This is a genomic window from Imhoffiella purpurea (assembly GCF_000585215.1).
In the GTDB taxonomy this organism is placed as follows: Bacteria; Pseudomonadota; Gammaproteobacteria; order Chromatiales; family Chromatiaceae; genus Imhoffiella; species Imhoffiella purpurea.
This window is the reverse complement of sequence record NZ_AONC01000038.1, coordinates 49,920-69,608: the sequence shown is the minus strand read 5'-3', so window position 1 is coordinate 69,608 and position 19,689 is coordinate 49,920. Positions and strand designations below refer to the sequence as shown.

At 66.3% G+C, this 19,689-nt stretch carries 16 protein-coding genes; 1 reads left to right on the top strand and 15 read right to left on the bottom strand.

All coding sequences use genetic code 11. The annotated features are described in order from the left end of the window. Positions 1-283: 283 nt before the first annotated feature. From D779_RS12945 to ndk, 10 genes are all read right to left on the bottom strand, one after another. Positions 284-1,708, bottom strand: coding sequence for a DUF2252 domain-containing protein (locus tag D779_RS12945; protein WP_081763500.1), 1,425 nt, complete (start codon positions 1,706-1,708; stop codon positions 284-286). A 127-nt stretch (positions 1,709-1,835) separates the two neighbouring features. Further along, a complete protein-coding gene (locus D779_RS12940; RefSeq protein WP_043754662.1) occupies positions 1,836-3,110 on the bottom strand; it encodes a DUF2254 domain-containing protein in 1,275 nt (424 codons plus the stop codon). A gap of 391 nt (positions 3,111-3,501) precedes the next feature. Further along, positions 3,502-4,905, bottom strand: coding sequence for a ribosome biogenesis GTPase Der (gene der, locus D779_RS12935; RefSeq protein ID WP_043754661.1), 1,404 nt, complete (start codon positions 4,903-4,905; stop codon positions 3,502-3,504). A gap of 4 nt (positions 4,906-4,909) precedes the next feature. Next, on the bottom strand, positions 4,910-6,178 hold the full coding sequence (gene bamB, locus D779_RS12930) for an outer membrane protein assembly factor BamB (protein WP_043754660.1): 1,269 nt from the start codon (positions 6,176-6,178) through the stop codon (positions 4,910-4,912). A 19-nt stretch (positions 6,179-6,197) separates the two neighbouring features. Beyond that, entirely contained in the window at positions 6,198-6,860 is a 663-nt protein-coding gene (locus tag D779_RS12925) for a YfgM family protein (protein WP_052348112.1), read from the bottom strand. A gap of 152 nt (positions 6,861-7,012) precedes the next feature. Further along, positions 7,013-8,287, bottom strand: a complete 1,275-nt coding sequence (gene hisS / locus D779_RS12920) for a histidine--tRNA ligase (RefSeq protein ID WP_043754659.1) — start codon at positions 8,285-8,287, stop codon at positions 7,013-7,015. A 45-nt stretch (positions 8,288-8,332) separates the two neighbouring features. Beyond that, complete coding sequence (locus D779_RS12915) at positions 8,333-9,307, bottom strand: RodZ domain-containing protein (protein ID WP_043754658.1); 975 nt, start codon at positions 9,305-9,307, stop codon at positions 8,333-8,335. A 14-nt stretch (positions 9,308-9,321) separates the two neighbouring features. Further along, positions 9,322-10,137 carry a type IV pilus biogenesis/stability protein PilW gene (gene pilW, locus D779_RS12910; RefSeq protein WP_052348111.1) on the bottom strand — a complete coding sequence of 272 codons (816 nt, stop codon included), beginning with the start codon at positions 10,135-10,137 and terminating at the stop codon, positions 9,322-9,324. After that, a complete protein-coding gene (gene rlmN, locus D779_RS12905) occupies positions 10,134-11,231 on the bottom strand; it encodes a 23S rRNA (adenine(2503)-C(2))-methyltransferase RlmN (protein ID WP_043754657.1) in 1,098 nt (365 codons plus the stop codon). Before rlmN ends, pilW begins: the two co-directional genes overlap by 4 nt. Positions 11,232-11,243: 12 nt before the next feature. Beyond that, a complete protein-coding gene (ndk, locus tag D779_RS12900; RefSeq protein ID WP_043754656.1) occupies positions 11,244-11,672 on the bottom strand; it encodes a nucleoside-diphosphate kinase in 429 nt (142 codons plus the stop codon). Between the two features lie 299 nt (positions 11,673-11,971). Here ndk and D779_RS12895 point away from each other — a divergent pair, with 299 nt between their 5' ends. Next, complete coding sequence (locus D779_RS12895) at positions 11,972-12,931, top strand: hypothetical protein (RefSeq protein WP_043754654.1); 960 nt, start codon at positions 11,972-11,974, stop codon at positions 12,929-12,931. 17 nt (positions 12,932-12,948) lie between these two features. Here the strand turns inward: D779_RS12895 and D779_RS12890 are convergent, their stop codons facing one another. The 5 genes from D779_RS12890 to D779_RS12870 all read right to left on the bottom strand — a co-directional run bounded on the left by D779_RS12890 (position 12,949) and on the right by D779_RS12870 (position 19,647). Next, positions 12,949-13,497, bottom strand: coding sequence for a L,D-transpeptidase (locus D779_RS12890; protein ID WP_043754652.1), 549 nt, complete (start codon positions 13,495-13,497; stop codon positions 12,949-12,951). Between the two features lie 114 nt (positions 13,498-13,611). Then, positions 13,612-14,883: an alpha-amylase family glycosyl hydrolase gene (locus tag D779_RS12885; RefSeq protein WP_043754650.1), complete on the bottom strand. Its 1,272-nt coding sequence runs from the start codon at positions 14,881-14,883 to the stop codon at positions 13,612-13,614. Between the two features lie 57 nt (positions 14,884-14,940). Further along, complete coding sequence (gene glgA, locus D779_RS12880; protein WP_043754648.1) at positions 14,941-17,052, bottom strand: glycogen synthase GlgA; 2,112 nt, start codon at positions 17,050-17,052, stop codon at positions 14,941-14,943. A 199-nt stretch (positions 17,053-17,251) separates the two neighbouring features. Next, the gene (locus D779_RS12875; RefSeq protein WP_043754646.1) at positions 17,252-19,099 is read right to left on the bottom strand and encodes an Hsp70 family protein; all 1,848 of its coding nucleotides are present in this window, start codon (positions 19,097-19,099) and stop codon (positions 17,252-17,254) included. Then, the gene (locus D779_RS12870; RefSeq protein ID WP_043754645.1) at positions 19,096-19,647 is read right to left on the bottom strand and encodes a DUF2760 domain-containing protein; all 552 of its coding nucleotides are present in this window, start codon (positions 19,645-19,647) and stop codon (positions 19,096-19,098) included. Before D779_RS12870 ends, D779_RS12875 begins: the two co-directional genes overlap by 4 nt. Positions 19,648-19,689 lie beyond the last annotated feature (42 nt).

Genomic DNA, 19,689 nt, shown 5'->3' with positions numbered 1-19,689 from the left:
GGCTTGGCGCAGCCGGTCTTGCCCTTCGCGTTATGAACGCAGGCCGGCTCGTCGAGTAGTGCGGCGATGTCTTTCTGCTTCATGAAAGGCTCTCGAGGGCATTCGTATGCGAATTCCCACGCAGAGCCTATACCAATCCGTTAGCTCATGTTTTTGCAGTGAAAACAATCGCGCGGGTCTGTTGTGTTTCCGACAAACGAAGGGATTGCAGCAACCGCGACAAAGTGGATTCGGGCGTGTCGGATTTGCGACCGGTTGGCAGAGGGCGTCCATGCCTCGGCGATTAGCGATATCGCTTCAAGGTCATGTCGAAGGCGCCCAAGGCGTAGTCCCGCTTGAAGTGCGCGTGGTCCCGCTTCAGGCGCTGCAGCGCCTCGCGGGCGAAGCCTAGGATGTCCTCGATGAAGAGGTCCAGCGGCTGCATCGCCTCGATGATGCTGGGTTCGATGTCGTAGTCGAGCCGGCCGGCGTCGTCGGAACGGGCGTGGGCCTGAGCCAAGGCCCGCCCGCAGGCGCGGGCGTATCGCTTCCAGCCTTTTTTGGACAGGTCGTCGAGGTCGATGTCCTCGCGAAACGGGGCCCGCTCGCGCGACATGAAGCTCATGCCGTCGATCTCGGCGCTGCCGTAGAAGATGTCGCCCTGGGCGAGATGCACGGACTGGCCGTGGGCGATGCGCTCGCCCTTGTCTCCGGCATCGAACCCCTTGGCGGGCGCTAGCCCGTGTAGCGCGGAACGGCGGGCGCGCTTGAATTCGATGATGAGGTCGTCGGTGGCGTTCGCGCTCGGACCCTCGATCAGGCAGTAGTAGCGCGCCAGACCCAGCGAGGCGGTCCCCTGGCCGTGGCGGATCGCCACGTCCTTGACCCTCAGCTCGCCAGCGCGTCCGCCCTTGTCGATGCCGTTGGTCTCGGCCAGGGCGTCGATCAGGGTCTGGAATTCCTCGCGGCGGCTCGAGATCGGCGTCAGCTCGTGACTGGCCCGGAAGCCGCGGCCCCGCTCGTCCAGATAGCGATCCCAGAGCCAGGATTCGCGCGACTCCTTCGCCTCCTCGAACAGCCGGCGGATGACCTTCGGGCTGTTGTCTTCGCGCATCTCCTCGGTCGATTCGGTCCCGTGGCGGGCGTAGTGGTCCAGGGCCCGGTAGTAGCCGCGGATGAAGTGGCGGGCGATCTTGTCCCGGGTCTTCTCGCCGTGGCCGCCGACCTGTTCCGCGGCGAGCATGAAGCCGGTAGCGCCCCGCTTCAGGTCCCAGGTGAAGGGGGCATAGTAGACGTCGTCGAAGTCGTTGACCCCGAAGATGGGCACATTGTCGGCGTTGGGCATGACGCCGAAATTTTCCGGGTGCACGTCGCCCAGCGCCAGCACGGTGGGCATGCGCGCGTCTTCGCCGGCCATGTCGCGATGGAACAGCAGCGAGGTCCCGCGAAAGAAGGAGAAGAGCGAGTCCGAGAGCTTGCGGAACTTTTCGTCCGCGCCCTGCGCCTGCTCGTCGATCCGAAAGGCATGATCCTCGATGATGGTCTGGCGCACGTGCTGGCGGCGGCGCTGTCCCCGCAGGTCGAGCGGACGCATCACGCAGACGCCCTCGGCGTAGGCCTCCGCCAGTGCGGCGTATTCCTCGACCCGGTCGCCCATCGGAACGGCGTGCGAGCCCTGATGCGGCATCCCGCGCGTGCTGTCCATCGTGCCGGGCTTTCGTTCGCTCATGACCCTGGTCCTCCGTCTCGGGCGCGGATCCTCTCCGCGGTTGCCTGTGTGCTCTGGCGTCCGACCCTCATCTTGATGCCCGTGGGAGGCTCTCGGCCGGGTTCGGTGCCGCGAGCCGCCTTGGCTGTCAGGCCGTCTCGGCGTGCCAGGGGGCCGTGGCGCGCAGGGCCTCGAGATCCTCGTCGAGTGTCAGAACCCCCTCGGCTCGGGCCAACGCCAGCCGGGAGTGCTGCAGCGCCGCCTCGCGCATCCGCGCGTCTCCGACATGGACGAGTGTCCGCAACGTCTGCTGCAGACGCACGCCGACCTCAACCGCCGCGGCGCCGTCACGGGCGATCGGCGTGAAGGCATCGTCGAACAGCCTCTGCACCGACGGCTCCGGGACCTGCACGCGATCCTGATCCTTCGGGCTCTCCTCCGGGGGCGGTGAGCTCCAGAGGACGAGGAGTCGCTCCATCGCGCCGAGCACCTCGATCGCCGTGCCGGGATCGTTGACACCTGGTGACAGGGCGCGGTCGGCGATCTCGGCCAGGACGACGAAGCCGAACTGAGGGTCGTCGAAGAAGGTCCGGCCGTTGCCGATCGCGAAGCAGTCCATCACCGCGTCATGATCGAAGGCGCCCAGACCATAGGGACCAGGGATGAAGTAGGCGAGCGCTCGGCCTGGGGCCGCGAGCGAGCCTGGGAGCGCCGCGACCAGGATGCTGCCGTCCGCCTTCTTGGCGCAGGACTGCAGTGCGGCGACGTTGACGTGCTGGACGTAGCCGGCCGAGGCGGCCAGCACCGCCCGTCCCATCGGTGGTTCGAAGCGGACTGGAAGGCCGCCCAGCAGAGGGGCCTTATGCCATCTCTGGATCGACTGCTGTGTCGCGCGCTCGACGATCTCGATGGTGGTGCCGAGGCGTCCCAGGCGGGCGACGCGGTCCACCCAGCGCACGAAGGTCAGGATCACGATGCCGAAGACGACGACCATGATGGCGAAGAGGATGAACAATGCCGCATCGCCGAAAAACTGGTTCTTGACCGCCATCAGCGCGACGACGCTGAAGATGAAGGCGCCGATGAAGGTCGAGAGCGCGTTCTGGGAGATGTCGTCGGCGATGACCAGCTTGAATGAGCGCGGCGTCGCGGTATTGCTCGCGGAGGAATAGGCGCTGACCATGGAGCCGACGGCGAAGGTGGCGATGACCAGCATGCTGGAGGCCATGACGTTGAGCAGCGAGGCTACCGAGTCCGTGCTCACCTTCGGGAGGATCTCGCCGAGCCGGGTGTCGTCGGCGAGCGTGGCGACGAAGACGGTGCCCACCGACACGAGGCAGACGAGGAGCGGTTTGACCCAAAGCCGTTCGCCGAGCTGGTTCAGTATGAAAGGCAGGCGACCTAGAAGGGGAAGTGGCGGCATGAGGTCGGCTCGCTGCTTGGTTCGGATGATTTCAGGCGTTGCCTTGATCGCGAAGGGACCCGGCCGAGAGGACCGAGAGGGTGGCTATAACGTCGGTCTCGACTCGCTGTCTAGGCGTTGCCGTTGTAGGTTGGGCCTCGTACCTCGGTCCAACCTACCGCCCGTTTCGTGCTTCAGGGCGGCCGTCCGCCATGTACGTAGAAGGTCTCCAGCCGGTATCGGCCGCACGGGAGCGCGCTCGACGGAGCGGCGACGGTTCGGCCCGTCTGCCGATCACGCTCACAGAGGCAATGAATGTGGGCATTCGGCGTGGAAGCAATGTCACCGGGCTGTCTTTCCTGACCCGGTGGTACGAGCCTCGGTGGCTCGGCCGAGGCTCCGGAGCCGGATCTCAACGTTTGCGGTTGGTGAATTTCTTCAGCCGCTGGCGGTGCTTGATCTGGCGTTCGGTCAGCGTGTTGCGCTTGCCCTGGAAGGGATTGCTGCCGCTCTTGAACTCCAGGCGCAGCGGGGTGCCGAGCAGGTCGAGCGCCTTGCGGAAGCGGTTGATCAGATAGCGCCGGTAGGATTCCGGGACCTCGTCGGTCTGGTTGCCGTGGATGACGACGATCGGCGGATTGCGTCCGCCCTGATGGGCGTAGCGGAGTTTGATGCGGCGTCCCTTGACCAATGGGGGCTGATGTTCCTGGACGGCGGACTCGAGCAGACGGGTCAGCTCGGGCGTGGCGAGATCGCGGGTCGCGTTGGCATAGGCCTGGTCGACCTCGTCGAGCAGCAGTCCGACCCCGCTGCCGTGCAGCGCCGAGACCCGGTGCAGCTTGGCGAAGTCCAGGAAGGCGAGCTTGCGCGAGAACTGGTCGCGCACGCGCTCGCGCTGATCGGGATCGAGTCCGTCCCATTTGTTGATGGCGACGACCACCGCCCGGCCGCTCTCGATGACGTGTCCGGCGAGCGTGGCGTCCTGTTCGCCGATGCCCTCGTGGGCGTCGATCACCAGGATGACGACGTTGGCCTCCTCGATTGCCTGCAGCGTCTTGATGACGCTGAACTTTTCGATGGCGTCCTGGACGCGCGCCCGGCGCCTCAGTCCGGCGGTGTCGATCAATGTGTAGCGCCGGCCCAGGCGTTCGAAGGGGACGAAGATGCTGTCGCGCGTGGTGCCCGGGCTGTCGAAGGTCACCAGGCGCTCCTCGCCGAGCAGACGGTTGATGAGGGTCGACTTGCCGGCGTTGGGCCGGCCGACCACGGCGACGCGCACCCCCTGGTCCTCGTCGCTGTCCGAGGCGTTCTCGTCCGTTTCGCTCTCGGGCAGCTGGGCGAAGACATGGTCGATGAGTCCGCGCACGCCCAGACCCTGGGTGGCCGAGACGGCCCAGGGGTCGCCGAGTCCCAGCTGGTGGAAGTCGGCGACGGCCAGGCTGGGGTCGGTGGTGTCGCTCTTGTTGACCACCAGCGACAGGGGCTTGCCGAGCCGTCGCAGGCGCTCGACGATCTCCATGTCCTCGGGCGTGCAGCCGTCCTTGGCGTCGACCAGGAACAGCAGATGGTCGGCCTCTTCGACGGCGCGCTGGACCTGGCGCTCCATCAGCGCCTCGACACCCTCGGCGAGGGTGCCGATGCCGCCCGTGTCGACGATGATGTAGGGGCTGGGCCCGATGCGCCCGACCCCGTACTGGCGGTCGCGGGTCAGTCCAGGGAAGTCGGCTACCAGTGCATCGCGGGTGCGCGTCAGCCGGTTGAAGAGGGTCGATTTGCCGACGTTCGGGCGGCCGATGAGCGTGATGACGGGTAGCATGGGGTTATGGGGCCTGACTGGATGCCTTGGGTGCGATCGCCGCGTCGGTTGGCGGGTTCGCGGCTGATGGAGCAATGGCCGGCTTGGCCGGAGCCGTGGGTCCGATGCGCAGCGCGGTGATGGTGCCGTCCTCGGCGTAGACGTAGAGACGTCCGTCGGCGAGGAGCGGGCGGGCGGTGATGCCCGATTTGGTGATTCGGATCCGTCCCACCAGACGTCCGTCGCGCGTGTCCAGCAGATGCAGATAGCCGTCCAGATCGCCGACGGCGATCAGGTTGCCGACCAGGGTCGGGGCGGTGAGCCGGCGGTAGCGCAGCTGCTCCTGTTTCCAGCGTCCGGCCCCGTCGGTCAGATCGGCGCCCCAGACCTGATCCTCGGAGTCGGTCACGAAGAGCCCGTCCCGATCCGCCGCCAGGCCCGCGTGGGCGGAGAGGTCGCGGCGCCACAGCACCTCGCCGCTCGCCGCGTCGACGGCGGCCAGGTCGCCGTTGTAGGAGCCGACGTAGAGAATGCCGTCGAAGAGCACGGGGTCGGCGTCGATGTCGGCGATGCGGGCGAGCTCGGAACGACCGCTCGGCCGGGTGACGATGACCTCCCAGAGCGGGATGCCGTCCTTGGGGTCGAGCATGACCAGCTTGCCGCCCGAGAGTCCGACGACGATCCCGCTCGGCGCGACCACTGGGCTGCTGCTGCCGCGCAGGGTCAGGACCGGGGCCGGATAGTTGGTGCGCCAGAGCTGTTTGCCGGTGGCGGCCTCGATGCCGAAGATGCTGTCGTCGAGGGTGTGGACGACGATGAGTCCGTCCCCGATGAAGCGAGGTTCGGACAGCACCTCGCTGTCCAGCGCGGTGCGCCAGCGTTCCTTGCCGTCGGCGGTGGCGAAGGCGACCAGCTCGCCCCGGCTGGTGCCGAGCACCAGCGCGTCGCCCGAGACGTCGGGCCCGCCGCTGAAGTCGAGCTTGGTCTCGGTCTTCCAGATCTCGCGGCCGGTATCGGCGGCGAGCGCCACCAGACGTCCGCGTGCGTCGGCGAGATAGAGGCGTCCGCCCGAGAGTCCCGGAACCAGGTAGAGACGGCGTCCATCGCTGCCGCGTGTCGGGCGTTCCGACCAGACGCGGTCGATCGAGACCGCCTGGACGATATCCGTCAGCTTGGTCGGTGGCGTCGGGTCCTTCTCCTTGCCGAGCCAGGGGATGACGCCGCAACCGCTCAGCATTCCGGCCAGGAGGAGGGTGCCGAACAGCGAAGACAGCGATCTGAGTTGGGGTCTCATAGGACTGTATCCCTGGTGTCTAACCGGCGGCAGGGGTGTTGTCGATCTGGGATGGGCCGTCGGTTCGGGGAAGATTGTCGAGCTTGAGTCGAATCAGCTCCACGAGTCCGGTCCCCTTGTCGATGGCCTCCTCGTAGGCCGTGCGCGCGGTCGTCGCGTCGCCGCGCGCCAGCGCCAGATCGCCGCGAACGGCGGCGAAGTCTCCGGCGAAGGAGGGGCTGTCGTCATATTTGGCGATCGTCTTCCCGGCCTCGTCGAGCTTGCCCTCGGCCACCTGGATGCGCGCCAGTCTCAATGCGGCGATGCGTGCCAGGGCCGGATCCGGTGCGTCCGAGATCGCCGATTCGAGGGCGCCGATCGCCTCCTCGGTCTTACCCGCGGCGTAGGAGGTCTTGGCGGAGACCAGGGATCCGAGCGCGGCATAGGGGGTCGAGCCGAATTCGTTGCGCAGGGTGTCGGCCTGGGCGGAGACCGTCTCCGGGGTGCCCTGGGTCGATTCGTTCAGCAGGATCTCGAAGGCGTTGGATGCCTGGGCTGCCTGACCCTCCTTGTAGCCGACCCAGTAACGCCAGCCATAGATGACGCTGAGGCCGATCACGGCGCCAGCGATCACGGACAGGCCGTTCTCCTTCCACCATTTCTTGATGGCTTCGACCTTTTCGTCGTCGGTTTCGTAAAGCACAGACTTCTCCGTCGGGCGCAATCGGCAGGGATGGTGCCGGTGTTCGATTCGGGTGCGCTCGGGTCCGGGCGGCCGGACCCATGGGCGCACACATTATAGGTTCGGGGGCGAGCCGCCAAGGCCGGCGGCGGCCGCGGGCGAGCGGTTCGCCGTCAGCCGCCTCGTCCGCAACGCTCGGAGAGGAAGGCCGCGAGCGCCTCGATGCCGAGCTCGCGCTGTTCGGCGTCCTCTCGCAATGGTTTGACGCCGAAGACGCCGCGCGCCAGCTCCTCCTCGCCCAGAATCAGGGCGAGGTCGGCCCCGCTCTTGTCGGCCTTCTTGAACTGGCTCTTGAAGCTGCCGCCGCCGCAATGCGTCAGCAGACGCAGCCCGGGAACGGCGTCGCGTAGCCGCTCGGCGAGCCCTGGGGCGGCACGCTGGGCCGCATCGCCGACCGCGACCAGGTAGGCGTCGACCGCTGCCTCGGCCTGGTAGCCGGTGAGGCTCGTGAGCTCCACCAGGCGCTCGACACCCATGGCGAATCCGAACGCCGGGGTCGGACGTCCGCCGAGCTGTTCGACCAGTCCGTCGTAACGGCCGCCGGCGCAGACCGTGCCCTGCGCGCCCAGGTTCTCGGTGATCCACTCGAAGACGGTCCGGTTGTAGTAGTCGAGTCCGCGCACCAGACGCGGGTTCACCCGATAGGCGATGCCGGCCTCGTCCAGTCCCTCGCGGATGCGGTCGAAATGGGTGCGGCTCTCCTCGCCCAGATGATCCATCAGGGTCGGGGCCTCGGCGACGATCTGCTGGGTCTGGGGGTTCTTGGAGTCCAGGACGCGCAAGGGGTTGGTGTGCAGCCGCTTGAGGCTGTCGGCATCGAGCCGATCGACGTGCGCGCTCAGATAGGCGATCAGCTGTTCGCGGTAGGCGAGACGCTCGGCGTTGTCGCCCAGGGTGTTGATCTCGAGCCGGAAATCGTCGAACCCGAGCAGGCGCCAGAGCCGCGCGGTGAGCAGCAGTAGTTCCAGGTCGATGTCGGGCCCGGCGAGTCCGAAGGATTCGACCCCGATCTGATGAAACTGTCTGTAGCGCCCGCGCTGGGGGCGCTCGTAGCGGAACATGGGGCCGCGGTACCAGAGCCGCTGCGGCTGGACCAGCAGTCCGTGCTCGATGGCCGCGCGCACGCAGCTCGCCGTGCCCTCGGGACGCAGGCTGAGGCTGTCGCCGTTGCGGTCCTCGAAGCTGTACATCTCCTTCTCGACGATGTCGGTGACCTCGCCGATGGAGCGCTTGAAGAGGTCGGTGACCTCGACCAGTGGGGTGCGGATCTCCGCGTAACCGTAGGCGGAGAGAACCTGTCGCGTGGTATCTTCGAGGCGGTGCCAGAGCGCGATGCGCTCCGGCAGGATGTCGTGCATCCCGCGGATCGCTTGGATGTGCTTGCTCATTCTGGATCTATGAAGGGTCGTTGGGATGCTGGAAGTGGGGCTCGGTCATTGCGGGGCTTCCGGATCCAGGGAGAAGCGGGCGACGTTGCCGCGCGCGCGTCTCTGGACGTCGAAGTCCTCGCCGCCGACCGTCATCCGGGTCGCCGCCGCGTTGCCGATCACGAGCTTGTAGGGTGGCTCTCCGGTCAGGACGCGGCGATCGCCCTCGCGCATCTCGCCGTTGAGCACGACCTTGCCCTGGGCGTCGCGCACGTCGATCCAGGTGGTGCCGGTGAATTCGAGCGCGACCTGGGGCGGACCGATGGGCTCCTCGGGTTCGCTTTCCTGTTCTGGCGTCTCGCTCGCGGGCTCCTCGGGAGGCGCGGTGTCGGTCGCCTGCTCACTGGTCTCCTGCGGCACGGCCGGTTCGGGTTGCGGGGCCGGTTCCTGGCTGCGCAGGGGGATCGCGTCCGGGGGGGCCTTGGTGGCGGAATCGTTCGGTTCCTCCTCCGAGACGCCGTCGGCCGCATCCGCTGTGTCGGCGGATATCGTGGCGTTTCCATCGCTGCCGTTCGGGGCCGAGGTGTCTGCGGTCGGCTCGAGCCCCTCTGGGGCCTGGGTGCCTTGACCCTGCCACCAGAAATATCCGCCCGCCGCTCCGCCGCCGATCACGGCTAGCAGGAGGATCCAGATCCAGGCGTTGGAGAATCTGCCTTTCCTCGGCGCGGTTTTGGGCTGTGTCGTTCGGTGATCGTCGCCAGGAATCGTCGAGCGATAGGCGCTGACGATCGGTTCGGGGTCGGTGCCGAGCAGGCGCGCATAGCTCTTGAGGTAGCCCGCGACGAACACCGGAGGCGGCAGACCTTCGTAACGGTCCTGTTCGAGCGCCTCGACGATATCGCGCTGCAGATGCAGCTGGGCGATGACGCGCTCGATCTCGATGCCGCGCGATTCCCTTAGCTCGCGTAGCCGCCGTCCGGGACCCGAGGACGGGTCGGTCGTTGTCTGTACTTCCGGGGAGAAGTCTTGCGACGGATTCATGGCAACTGATATTCCTAAAGCTCTTTGGTCTTCGGGGCGACCGGGAAATTCTGCTCGAGCGCCCTTTCGTAGTATCGCGCGCGCTTCTTGTTGCCGAGGCGCCGCTCGATCTTGGCGCCGACGGTCAGGGCCGTGTAGGAGGTGCTTGGTGTGCGGAGGGTTCCCTGGTCGAAGTAGCGGTCGATATAGTCCTTGGCGGTCTTGGCGTCTCCACGCTCGAAGCTGAGACCGGCCAGCTTGACCAATGCCGGTCCGAAGCTCGGATTGGCTTGGATTGCCTCGCGATAGTATCCCTCGGCCTTGGCGCTGTCTCCCGCCGCGGCCGCGCAATTGCCGGCGTTGGTCATGGCGATCCAGGGGGTGGCGTAGAGCGGGCTGGCGAGCGCCCGTTTGAAATGGGCGTCGGCGTTGGCATAGCGCTTCTGCCGACACTCGAACGAGGCATAGGCGTTCAGCACGTCCGCGTTCTTGGGCGCGAGGTCGACGGCCTTGTCGTAATGCTTGGCGGCCAGATCGATTTGGTCGAGCTCCTCGTAGAGGAAGGCGAGCCAGATATGCGCGCGCGCATACCGCTTGTCCGCCTTGATCGCCTGCTGGGCGCGGCGAAAAGCGACCTCGGTCTGGCCGCGCGCATAGTATTCCTGGGCCATGCGCACATAGAGCTCGGCCGGGCTGTCCTGGGGATCCAGGCCCAGCGTGTCCTCGCTCTGCTGGATGTCGCCCATCCCCGAACAGGCCGTCAGCAGCCAGCAGAGCACGATCGTCGCCAGTGTCCTGGGTCTCGGTGCCCATGCCGCCTGGAGCCGGGGCTTCGAGTCCGTATCGATCATCGCTGGACCTCCAGTCGGCCGTCCTCGACCCGAATGCTTCCGAGCCGGCGCGTGCGATCCTCGACGCGTCCGACCAGCTGGCCGCAGGCGGCCGCGATCTCGTCGCCGCGCGTCTTGCGCGTCATGGCGAAGATCCCGGCGCGCGTGAGCCGCACCCGGAACGCCTCGATGCGGTCCGGCGGCGAGGTTCCGAAGTCGTTTCCGGCGAAGGGGTTGAAGGGAATGAGGTTGAGCTTGGAGGGCACGCCCTCGAGCAGCCGGATCAGCTGCTTGGCGTGGGCCATGCTGTCGTTGACGCCGTCCAGCATCACGTATTCCCAGGTCACCTTGCGGCGCTTGTCGTTGGCCACGTAGGTCTTGCAGGCGGGAATCAGCTCCGCCAGCGGATATTTGCGGTTGATGGGGACGAGGCGGTCGCGCAACTCGTCGTTTGGCGCGTGCAGGGAGACGGCGAGCGAGACGTCGCTGAGCTCGCGCAGCCGATAGATGTTGGGGACGATGCCCGAGGTACTGAGGGTGACGCGCTGCTTCGCCAGCATGTAGGCCAGGTCGTCCTGCATGATGTCCATGGCCTTGACCGAGGCATCGAAATTGGCGAGCGGCTCGCCCATGCCCATCATTACCACGTTGGTCGGTGCCGCGCCCAGCATGCGGGCGGCATGCCAGACCTGGCCGATGATCTCGGCGACGCTGAGGTTGCGGTTGAATCCCTGGCGCGCGGTCGCGCAGAAGGCGCAGTCCAGCGCACATCCGACCTGCGAGGAGACGCAGATGGTGCTGCGCTTGCCCTCGGGGATGTAGACGGTCTCGATGCGCTGGCCGTCGGCCAGCTCCATCACCCATTTGGTGGTGCCGTCGGCGGACGGATGATCGGCGATGATTCGGGGCAGGTAGATGTCCGCGGTTGCGCGCAGGGCCTCGCGCAGCCGCTTGGGGACATCCGTCATGGCGTCGTAGTCGAGCACGCCATGCTTGTGGATCCACTTGAAGAGGTTGCGTCCATGAAAGGCCTTGAAGCCAAGGTCGACGACCAGTGTCTCGCAGTCGGCGAGATCCAGATCGAGCAGGTTCGGTTTGGCTTCGGTGGCGGTCATGGCGCTCCTCGATCAGCGGGTGCGGGGGCAGACGCCCTCGGGGAAGAAGAAGGCGATCTCGGTGGCCGCGTTCTCGGCGGAGTCGGATCCGTGGGCCGCGTTCTCGGTGAAGGAGTCGGCGAAGTCGGCGCGGATGGTGCCGGGTGCGGCGTTGGCCGGGTTGGTCGCGCCCATGATCTCGCGATTCTTGGCGACGGCGTCCTCGCCCTCGAGCACCTGCACCATGACGGGACCCGAGATCATGAAATCGACCAGTTCGTCGAAGAATGGCTTGCCCTGGTGGATCGCATAGAAGGCACTTGCCTGCTCGCGGCTCATGTGCAGCATGCGGGCGGCGACGATGCGCAGTCCGGCGGACTCGAAACGGCCGAGAATGGCGCCGATCGCATCCTTGGCGACGGCATTGGGCTTGATGATGGACAGGGTGCGCTCGTTAGCCATGTTGGCTCCTACTATAAAGGCGTGATGGGTTGGAGGTGGATGATCGGTTGGATATGGATATCGGGAGGCGAAGGGATCCCCCGCGAGGGAACGCGGGTCGCTGGAAACCATTTGCTTCGGTATAAGTCAACCCGTAAGTGTAGCGGTAGCGGCATGGCCGAGCAATGGGCTGTTTGCGCGCCGAGGATTCGGTCCACACTGCCCGGGCAGACCATGAGGGTTCGGATCCTGACGGCGGTGTCCCTTCGTTCATAATGCGCCGCTTTCCTTTCAGTCCTTCGAGTCTACCAAGGCCCATCATGCAACATTTCGACGTTTTCAATGGGGATGCAGACGGCCTCTGCGCGCTGCAGCAGCTGCGTCTGGCCGAGCCCCGCGACAGCATTCTGGTCACAGGACCCAAGCGCGAGGTCGATCTGCTCGCTCGGGTTCCGTCGGGGGCGGCCTGCGGGGTGACGGTGCTCGACATCTCGATGGAGAAGAATCGGGCCGCGCTCGACCGGCTCCTGGCCGAGGGTGCTCGGGTGAGCTATTTCGACCATCATCACCCGGGAGAGATCCCGTCCCATTCGGGCCTCGAGGTCCATATCGAGACGCTTCCGGACAAGGGGACGAGCCTGCTGGTCGACGACTATCTGGGAGGGCGGCATCGGGCCTGGGCCCTGGTCGGCACCTTCGGCGACAACTTCGATCGCTCGGCCCGCCGTGCAGCCGAGTCCATGGAACTGGAGGAGGCGGACATCGCGCGTCTGCGCCAGCTTGGTATCCTGCTGAACTATAACGGATATGGCGCCAGGGTCGAGGATCTGCACTATGCGCCCGACGATCTCTTTCGTCGTCTCCGGCCCTATGCCGATCCCCTGGCCTTCATCGCCGAGGATGATGCCTTCGCCGCCTTGCTGCATGGTTACGAGGCGGACATGTCACAGGTCGGGGCGTTGCGTCCCGAGTTCGAGGACGAAGGCCACCGTCTCTTCATCCTCCCCTCCGAGCCCTGGGCACGCCGTGCCAGTGGCGTGTTCGCGAACGATCTGGCCCAGCGGGAGCCCGGGCGGGCGCATGCCATCCTCACGCAACTGGCGGATGGCGGCTTCCTGGTGAGCGTGCGCGCGCCCCTCGAGCGTCCGGTCGGGGCGGATGTGCTGTGCCGCCGGTTCGCGACCGGCGGCGGTCGCAAGGCGGCGGCCGGGATCAATCGGCTTGCCGAATCCGAGTACGAATGCTTCGTCGATGCCTTCGTAGGCGCCTTTCGAGACTGACCCCATGAGCCGGGCGGTCAGTCGGTCAGTATGACGGGATCGCCGATCTCCAACCGTCCGAACAGGAATCGGGCGTCCGGTTCCCCCACGCGTACGCAGCCGTGCGAATCCGGATAGCCCGGAAGCCAGCCTTCATGCAGGAAATAGTTGCCGTGGAACTGGATGGAATAGGGCATCCATGCCTGCATCCCGAGCTGGTTGGTATAGCGTGAGGAGACCTTGTCCTCGTCCTTGCTGAGGACCTTGAAGCGGCCGGTCGGTGTCGGGTATCCGGGGGCGCCGGAGGAGATGGGGCCGGTACGCACCGTCTCGCCGTCCTCGGAATAGACGAACGACTGGTCTGCGAGCGAGATGCTGAGTCTGCGCTTTTTGGCGTGGCCTCGATCGGCGGTTTCATCCTGGGAGGCGTTGGGCGGCTCCTCGTCGGATCGAGGCGGGGGTTGGGTCGGGGCGCTCTCGGCAGGCGGAGGGCGTCTCTCGGGGGCAGGGCGCTCGGGTGTCTCGGCGCACCCGATCAGGGTCGAGGCCAGGGCCAGGGCAAGGAAGGACGGCAGACATCTCGGCATGGCGTTTCCAGGGAGCAGGGACCGGTCATCTCACTATAGTCCGGTGCCGGGTGCCTGCGGTGAGGGGCGCCGCGTCGAGCGGCGCTCCTCACCGGCAGGGCGGCTATCCGCCGCTCAGTCCTCGGACGTCACCAGGATGCGTCCCATGCCGGGGGCCAGGTCGAACTCGAAGGGGGTTGGCAGGTAATCCATGGTCCATTCGAGCGACAGGTCCTTCAGCGTGTGCGGTCTCGACAGGTGGCGATAGAGATTTTCGACGCGCAGATACTGGCGATTCCAGGGGTCCTTGTTCAGCGCCAGAATGAGTTCCTGCTCCGCGTCCGGCAGCCGCTTGTGCAGCAGCATGATCGCCGGGTTGGAGGTCTCGATCAGCTCGATCGGACCTTCGCTGCGCAGGACCGGATGCGCATCCCGAAGACGGTTGATGCCTGTGATGAACGGCGTCAGGTCCAGATTCGGCGACTCCCAGTGGTCGGGCCGGGTGTTGACCACGTCGAGGCGGCAGCGGAAGCCGTATTCGAAACCGATGGGGATCATGACGCTGGTCGAGAAGAACGCGGCGAAGAGATAGCGCTGCTCCATGGCGCGGGGATTGCCGCCGCATTCGCTGAACAGGCGTTCGGTGTCGTGGCTCTCCGGGAAGCTGATCGAAGGCACCAGGTCGCGCGTCGAGGCATACTGCTCGAGCAGCCAGGGACTGCCGAAGTCCCACCATTTGGAGCTGTTGAAGATGGCGTCGAATCCGGCCTCGGCGGTGGCCCGCGTCTGCTCCGGGGAGCAGCCCAGGGTTTCGGCCGCGAAGAGGGTGTCCGGGTGTCTGCGGCGGATGCGCCGGATCAGCGTCTCCCAGGTCGAGCTCGGGATCTGGTAGGCCGCGTCGCAGCGGAAGCCCTTGAATCCCAAGCCGATCAGATGCTCGATCAGCTTCGCGCAGTAGTCGATCAGTCCCTTGCAGTCCGGCGAGTGCTCATGGTCGAACTGGGCCAGATCGTGCCAGACGACGCGGGTCCCGTCGGCCTCGAGGCAGAATGGATTGGCGATCTTTCGGCCGTGGCGAACGAACCAGTCCGCATGTCTCTTGGTCAGGGCCGAGTCGATCGCGCAGTGATTGATGACCAGATCGGTCATGACCGACAGCCCAAGTTCTTCGGCCCTGGCGATCATCGCCCGAACCTGGTCGTCGGGCTTGGCCTCGGACTCGGGGTCGACGAAGTCGGGGTCGATCGCGAAATAGTCCGCGATCGAATAGAGGCTGCGGGAGCGGCCGGTCCGCTGGATCGGGTTGACGAAGATCCAGTCGAACCCCATGGCGGCGGCGCGCTCCAGATGCGGGGCCCAGTCGCCGCAGGGACCGGCGAGTCGTGGAAACAGATTGTATATCTTCATGCAGGATCCTTACCCAAATCATCCGATCGTCTTGTCGAGCCGTGAGCCGGGTCGGGCTCAGACGTCGCGAATGTAGTCGTAGATGTTCAGGTAGTCCTGGCCGGGAATGTTCCACGAATAGTCCGAGCGCATGGCGTTCTTCATCAGCTCGCGGAAATGCTCGGGGAAATCGTCGTAGCAGTCGATGGCGCGTCCCAGCGCCGATTCCAGTCCGCGATTGTCGTAATCCTTGAAGACATAGCCGTTGCGCTCGTGCAGGGGGCGCTGCGAATGGTCCTTGTCGAACACGGTGTCGGCAAGGCCGCCGACGGCGCGCACGACCGGGATGGTGCCGTAGCGCAGAGCGATCAGCTGGGTCAGGCCGCACGGCTCGAAGCGGCTCGGAACCAGCATCATGTCGGCGCCGGCATAGATGAGGTGCGACAGATCCTCGTCGAAGCCGATCTCCAGGTGACAGTCCGGGCTGTCGTTGAGCATCCGCTTCAGGCCCCAGAAATCGGCGTTGATGCGTTCGTCGGGGCTCGAGCCCAATAGAACGAATTGAGCACCGCGCTCCAGGGTGTAGAAGATGGCGTGACGCACCAGGTCCAGACCCTTCTGGGGATCGAGCCGGCCGATGAAGGCGACGATCGCCTTCTCGTTGTCGGCCAGCATCAGGCGATGACGCAAGGCCCGCTTGTCGTCGTATTTGCGCTCGATGGAATCGAGGCCGTATTGGACCGGGATGTGGTGGTCGATCTCGGGGTTCCAGACGTCGTAGTCGATGCCGTTGACCACGCCGCCGTACTTGATGTGATGGGCATGCAGGGTCGGCTCCAGCCCGAATCCCTGGCCCTGATCCTTGGTCTCGAAGGCGTAGCGGGGCGATACCGTGGTCACGAAGTTGGAATAGACGATGCCGCCCTTGAGCATGTTCAGCGCATTGCGATGGCGGTTGTCGCCCATGCGCGTCTGGTCGAAGAAGCGCTCTGGGCGATGCAGGCCGGTGGCGTTCAGCAGCTCGTTTCCGGTGACGCCCTGATGGGCGAAATTGTGGATGGTCAGACAGACCCGCGGATGGGTCATGCCGAGCGCCTGGTAGAACTCGTAGAGGAAGACCGGGACCAGCGCGGTCTGCCAGTCGTGACAATGGATGATGTCCGGGTGCTTGCCGGACTTCCAGAGGAACTCCATGGCCGCGCGCGAGAAGAAGGCATAGCGCAGGATGTCGTCCTTGAAGCCATAGATGCCGTGGCGGTTGAAGAAATTGTCCTGGGAATGGGGCTCGATGAAGAAGCACTTGCGTCCGTGCACGAATCCGAAATAGACGGTGCAGTGGATCGCGCCCTGGTACCAGGGCACCCACAGATCCTTGTAGACCTCGTGCAGACCGTAGATCTGGTCGTAGCGCATGGAGGCGTACTTGGGCAGGATGGTTTCCACATGGTTGCCGCGGATCGCCAGCTCGCGTGTCAGGCCGAAGACCACGTCGGCCAGTCCGCCGACCTTGGCCACGCTGGCCATCTCCGGCGTGATGTGGACGATGAATAGACTCGGGCGCGAGGGGGCCTGATACAGGGGTGGCTCGGGTGCCGGTTCGGGCTCTTGCGTTTGGATGGGTTCGACCTCCGGCTCCTGGGGCTGGGCCTCCATCGCGGCCGGTTCGCTGGGGCTCGATTCCTCAGGCGTCTCCCATGCGAGCTCGGGGCTCATGCTCGCGGGAGAGGCGTCTTCCGGGTGCTCCGCCATCGGGGCCTGTTCGCTCGCTTCCAGGTCGGGCTCGTGCGAAGCCGCCGTCTCCTGCGGGTCTTGGATCTTGGTTGCGTCGCTCGCGGCGGGTGCCTGTGCCAGGGACGCCGGCGTCGGATCGGGGGCGTCCGAATCGTCCTCGGGTGTCACCTCGACGCCTGGCTCGGGGGCCGGCGTGCGTTTGCGGGCGGACGCCTTCCTGGGCGATCTGGCCTTGGATGCCTTGCGGGTTTCGGGCGGGGATTCCTTGCCGGAGTCGTCGCCGATCGGCTCTCGAGAGGCTGCCGCGTTTGCCGATTCGTCGACGAGAGCCGCCTCCGTCGGTGAGGATGCGTCCACGACCGCATCGGTCGCGGCCTCTTCATTCGGCTTGCGGGTCTCGTCGGCCACGCCGGGCCGCGCGGTCTGTCTCTGTTTCGATCCAGTCGGCTTCTTCGCCATTCGGTTTCTTCCTGCAGGGCAGTCGTTGTTCACTGTGGCCCGTCCGCCAAGGTCATTGCTGACACCCGGCCTCGGCGCCTCGATCAGGTCGGTTTAACTGATCGCTTTTAACTAAACGCTTCCAATCGATTTTGCAACGTGAAACCGGCCTATTGTCGCATCATGAGCGCCCCCTGCCGGGGGCGCATCCGTTCCCAGGTCAATCTCCGTTGGACCGGCGGGTGTGCAGGGCGACGTTCCAGTGCTCGTCGTCGGCGTCCACGGGGATGGCCGTGAGCTCCAATGTGCCGACCTCGGTCACCGCCGCCTGCAGACGCACGGCGACCACCTCGCCGCGCTTGCGGTTCTTGGCCGGCAGGGTGGTCTGGATCTCCTCCAGCTCCTCCAGTTCGTCCTCCATCCATTCCTCCAGCAGATCGCCGACCTGATCGTCGCGGCGCACGGTCGAGCCGAAGAAGCGGAAGCGAACGGGCTCGCCGACCACCAGGCCGAACTCCTGCGGCGGCGCGACCGGATCGGAGCCCTCTTCGAGACCGAAGGGGACGAGGCACAGCGCCTGGAGCTCGGGCTCCATGCCGGGGATGGCCGGCATGGCGCTCTCGACGCCGACGTAATAGGTATGGGAGGTGCCGCCGCGGATCCGGACGCCCCCGTGCCTGCGCACATGGGCGTAGAAGGCCGCGCCGCGCGCGACCGCCAGGTCGAGATCCCGTGCCTCCAGCAGGCGCGCGGCCGGTGCCTCTTCCGCGGCCAGCCACTGGTTGAGGATGTCCAGCACGCGCTGGCGCAGGACCTCCGCCTTGAAGACGCCGCCGTTGAAGAGCACGGCCGTGGGGCGGATGAAGTCGGCATGTTCGGGCTGATCCAAGAATCCGGGCAGGTCGTGGGTCGCACCGGCCTGGCGGCCGAGGAAGGCGGCAAGATGGCGGGTGATGGCCGGATCCTGGGCATAGGGGAGCCCGACCTTGGTCAGGGCGCCGCGCGAGCGGCCCGTCGGCCGGCTGTCAGAATCGACCTCGGGGAAGAAGCCCTGGATCAGGCTGCCCTGCACCTCCTCGCGGGTGAGCTCGGTGCGGATGCTGCCGCCGATCAGACGCGAGCCCCGGCTCGGCACCACCACCGGCATGCGCTCCAGATCCGGATCGGCCAGCAGGGCCTCCTTGGCCTGGCGGCAGCCGTGGGTGAGGGCCTGCAGCTGCCAGCGGTCCAGCTCGACCCCGGTCTGGGCGAGCTTGTTCTTGAGCAGATAGGCCAGGGCCAGGTCCATGTTGTCGCCGCCGAGCAGGATGTGCTCGCCGACGGCGATGCGGGTCAGCTCCAGTGCGCCCTCGTTCTCGGTGACCGCGATCAGCGACAGGTCCGTGGTGCCGCCGCCGACGTCCACGACCAGGATGACGTCGCCGAGCCGCACCTGGTTGCGCCAGTCGCCGCGGCTGTCGTTGACCCAGCTGTAGAGCGCCGCCTGGGGCTCCTCCAGCAGGACCAGATGCTCGATGCCGATCGCCTTGGCCGCCTCGGCGGTCAGCTCGCGCGCGGCCGGATCGAAGGAGGCGGGGACCGTGACCGTCACCTCCAGCTGGTCGAGTGGCGCGTAGGGGTGCAGGCCGTTCCAGGCGTTACGCAGGTGGGCCAGATACTGGATGCTGGCCTCGAAGGGCGAGATCCGGGGGATCTCGTCGGGCGCGCCGGCCGGCAGGACCGGGGCCTTGCGATCGATGTCTGGATGGCAGAGCCAGCTCTTGGCGCTGGAGACGAGTCGGATGGGCGTGCTGACGCCCTGACTGCGCGCAAGCTCGCCGCAGATCCGGGCCGGATCGCTCTGCCATGGCAGGCCCAGATCCGACGGCTTGAACTCGTCCTGGTGCGGCAGATAGAGGAAGGAAGGCAGCAGCGGAGGCGATTCGACCGCGCCGGCGGAGACGAGCTGCGGGACGGGGAGCATCGACTGGACGATGTCCTCGCCCTCGCTCTTCTCCGAATCCACGTAGGAGAGCGCGCAATGCGTGGTCCCCAGGTCGATGCCGATGGCGAAGCGTGCTTGGCTCACAGCTCGACCTCCGCGGCGGCGAGGATGCGCGGATCGTGACCGCTGGTGATCTGCGGCAGCCGGGTCTCGACGACGCGCCAGCCGCGGTGGACGAGCGCTCCGGTGAAGGGCGGCGTGCCGACGACGTTGCCGGTCGGACGGATGGCGGCGGCGTCGAAACCGGTTTCCAGGGTGATGCGGCTGCCCTCCGGCTCGTCGCGCACGGGGGCGATCATGAGGCAGTCCTGAAGCACCCGCTGGCATCCCTGATGAATGACCCTCGCGGCCGCGCCCACCTCCTGATCGGAATAGCCCTTGATGTCCTCATGGAGGAAATCGACCAGGCGTCCCTCCTTCTGCAGCAGTCCAAGCAGCAGGAGGGCCGAATCCGGCGCCGCCGCTGCCGGTGGGGCCGCTGCCGGAGCAGGGGGCCTCGATGCCGGGTGAGGCTGGATCCCGGATTCGAGGGTCGCGACCGATTGCGCGAAGCCGGGATCCTTCAGCGCGCGACGGAAGCAGCGGAAGGCAATGGAGGCCCTTTTGAAGAAGGACGGCGCCCTTGATGACATGCATGGCTCCTGTATGTTCCAGAACGATGGGGTTGATGCGGG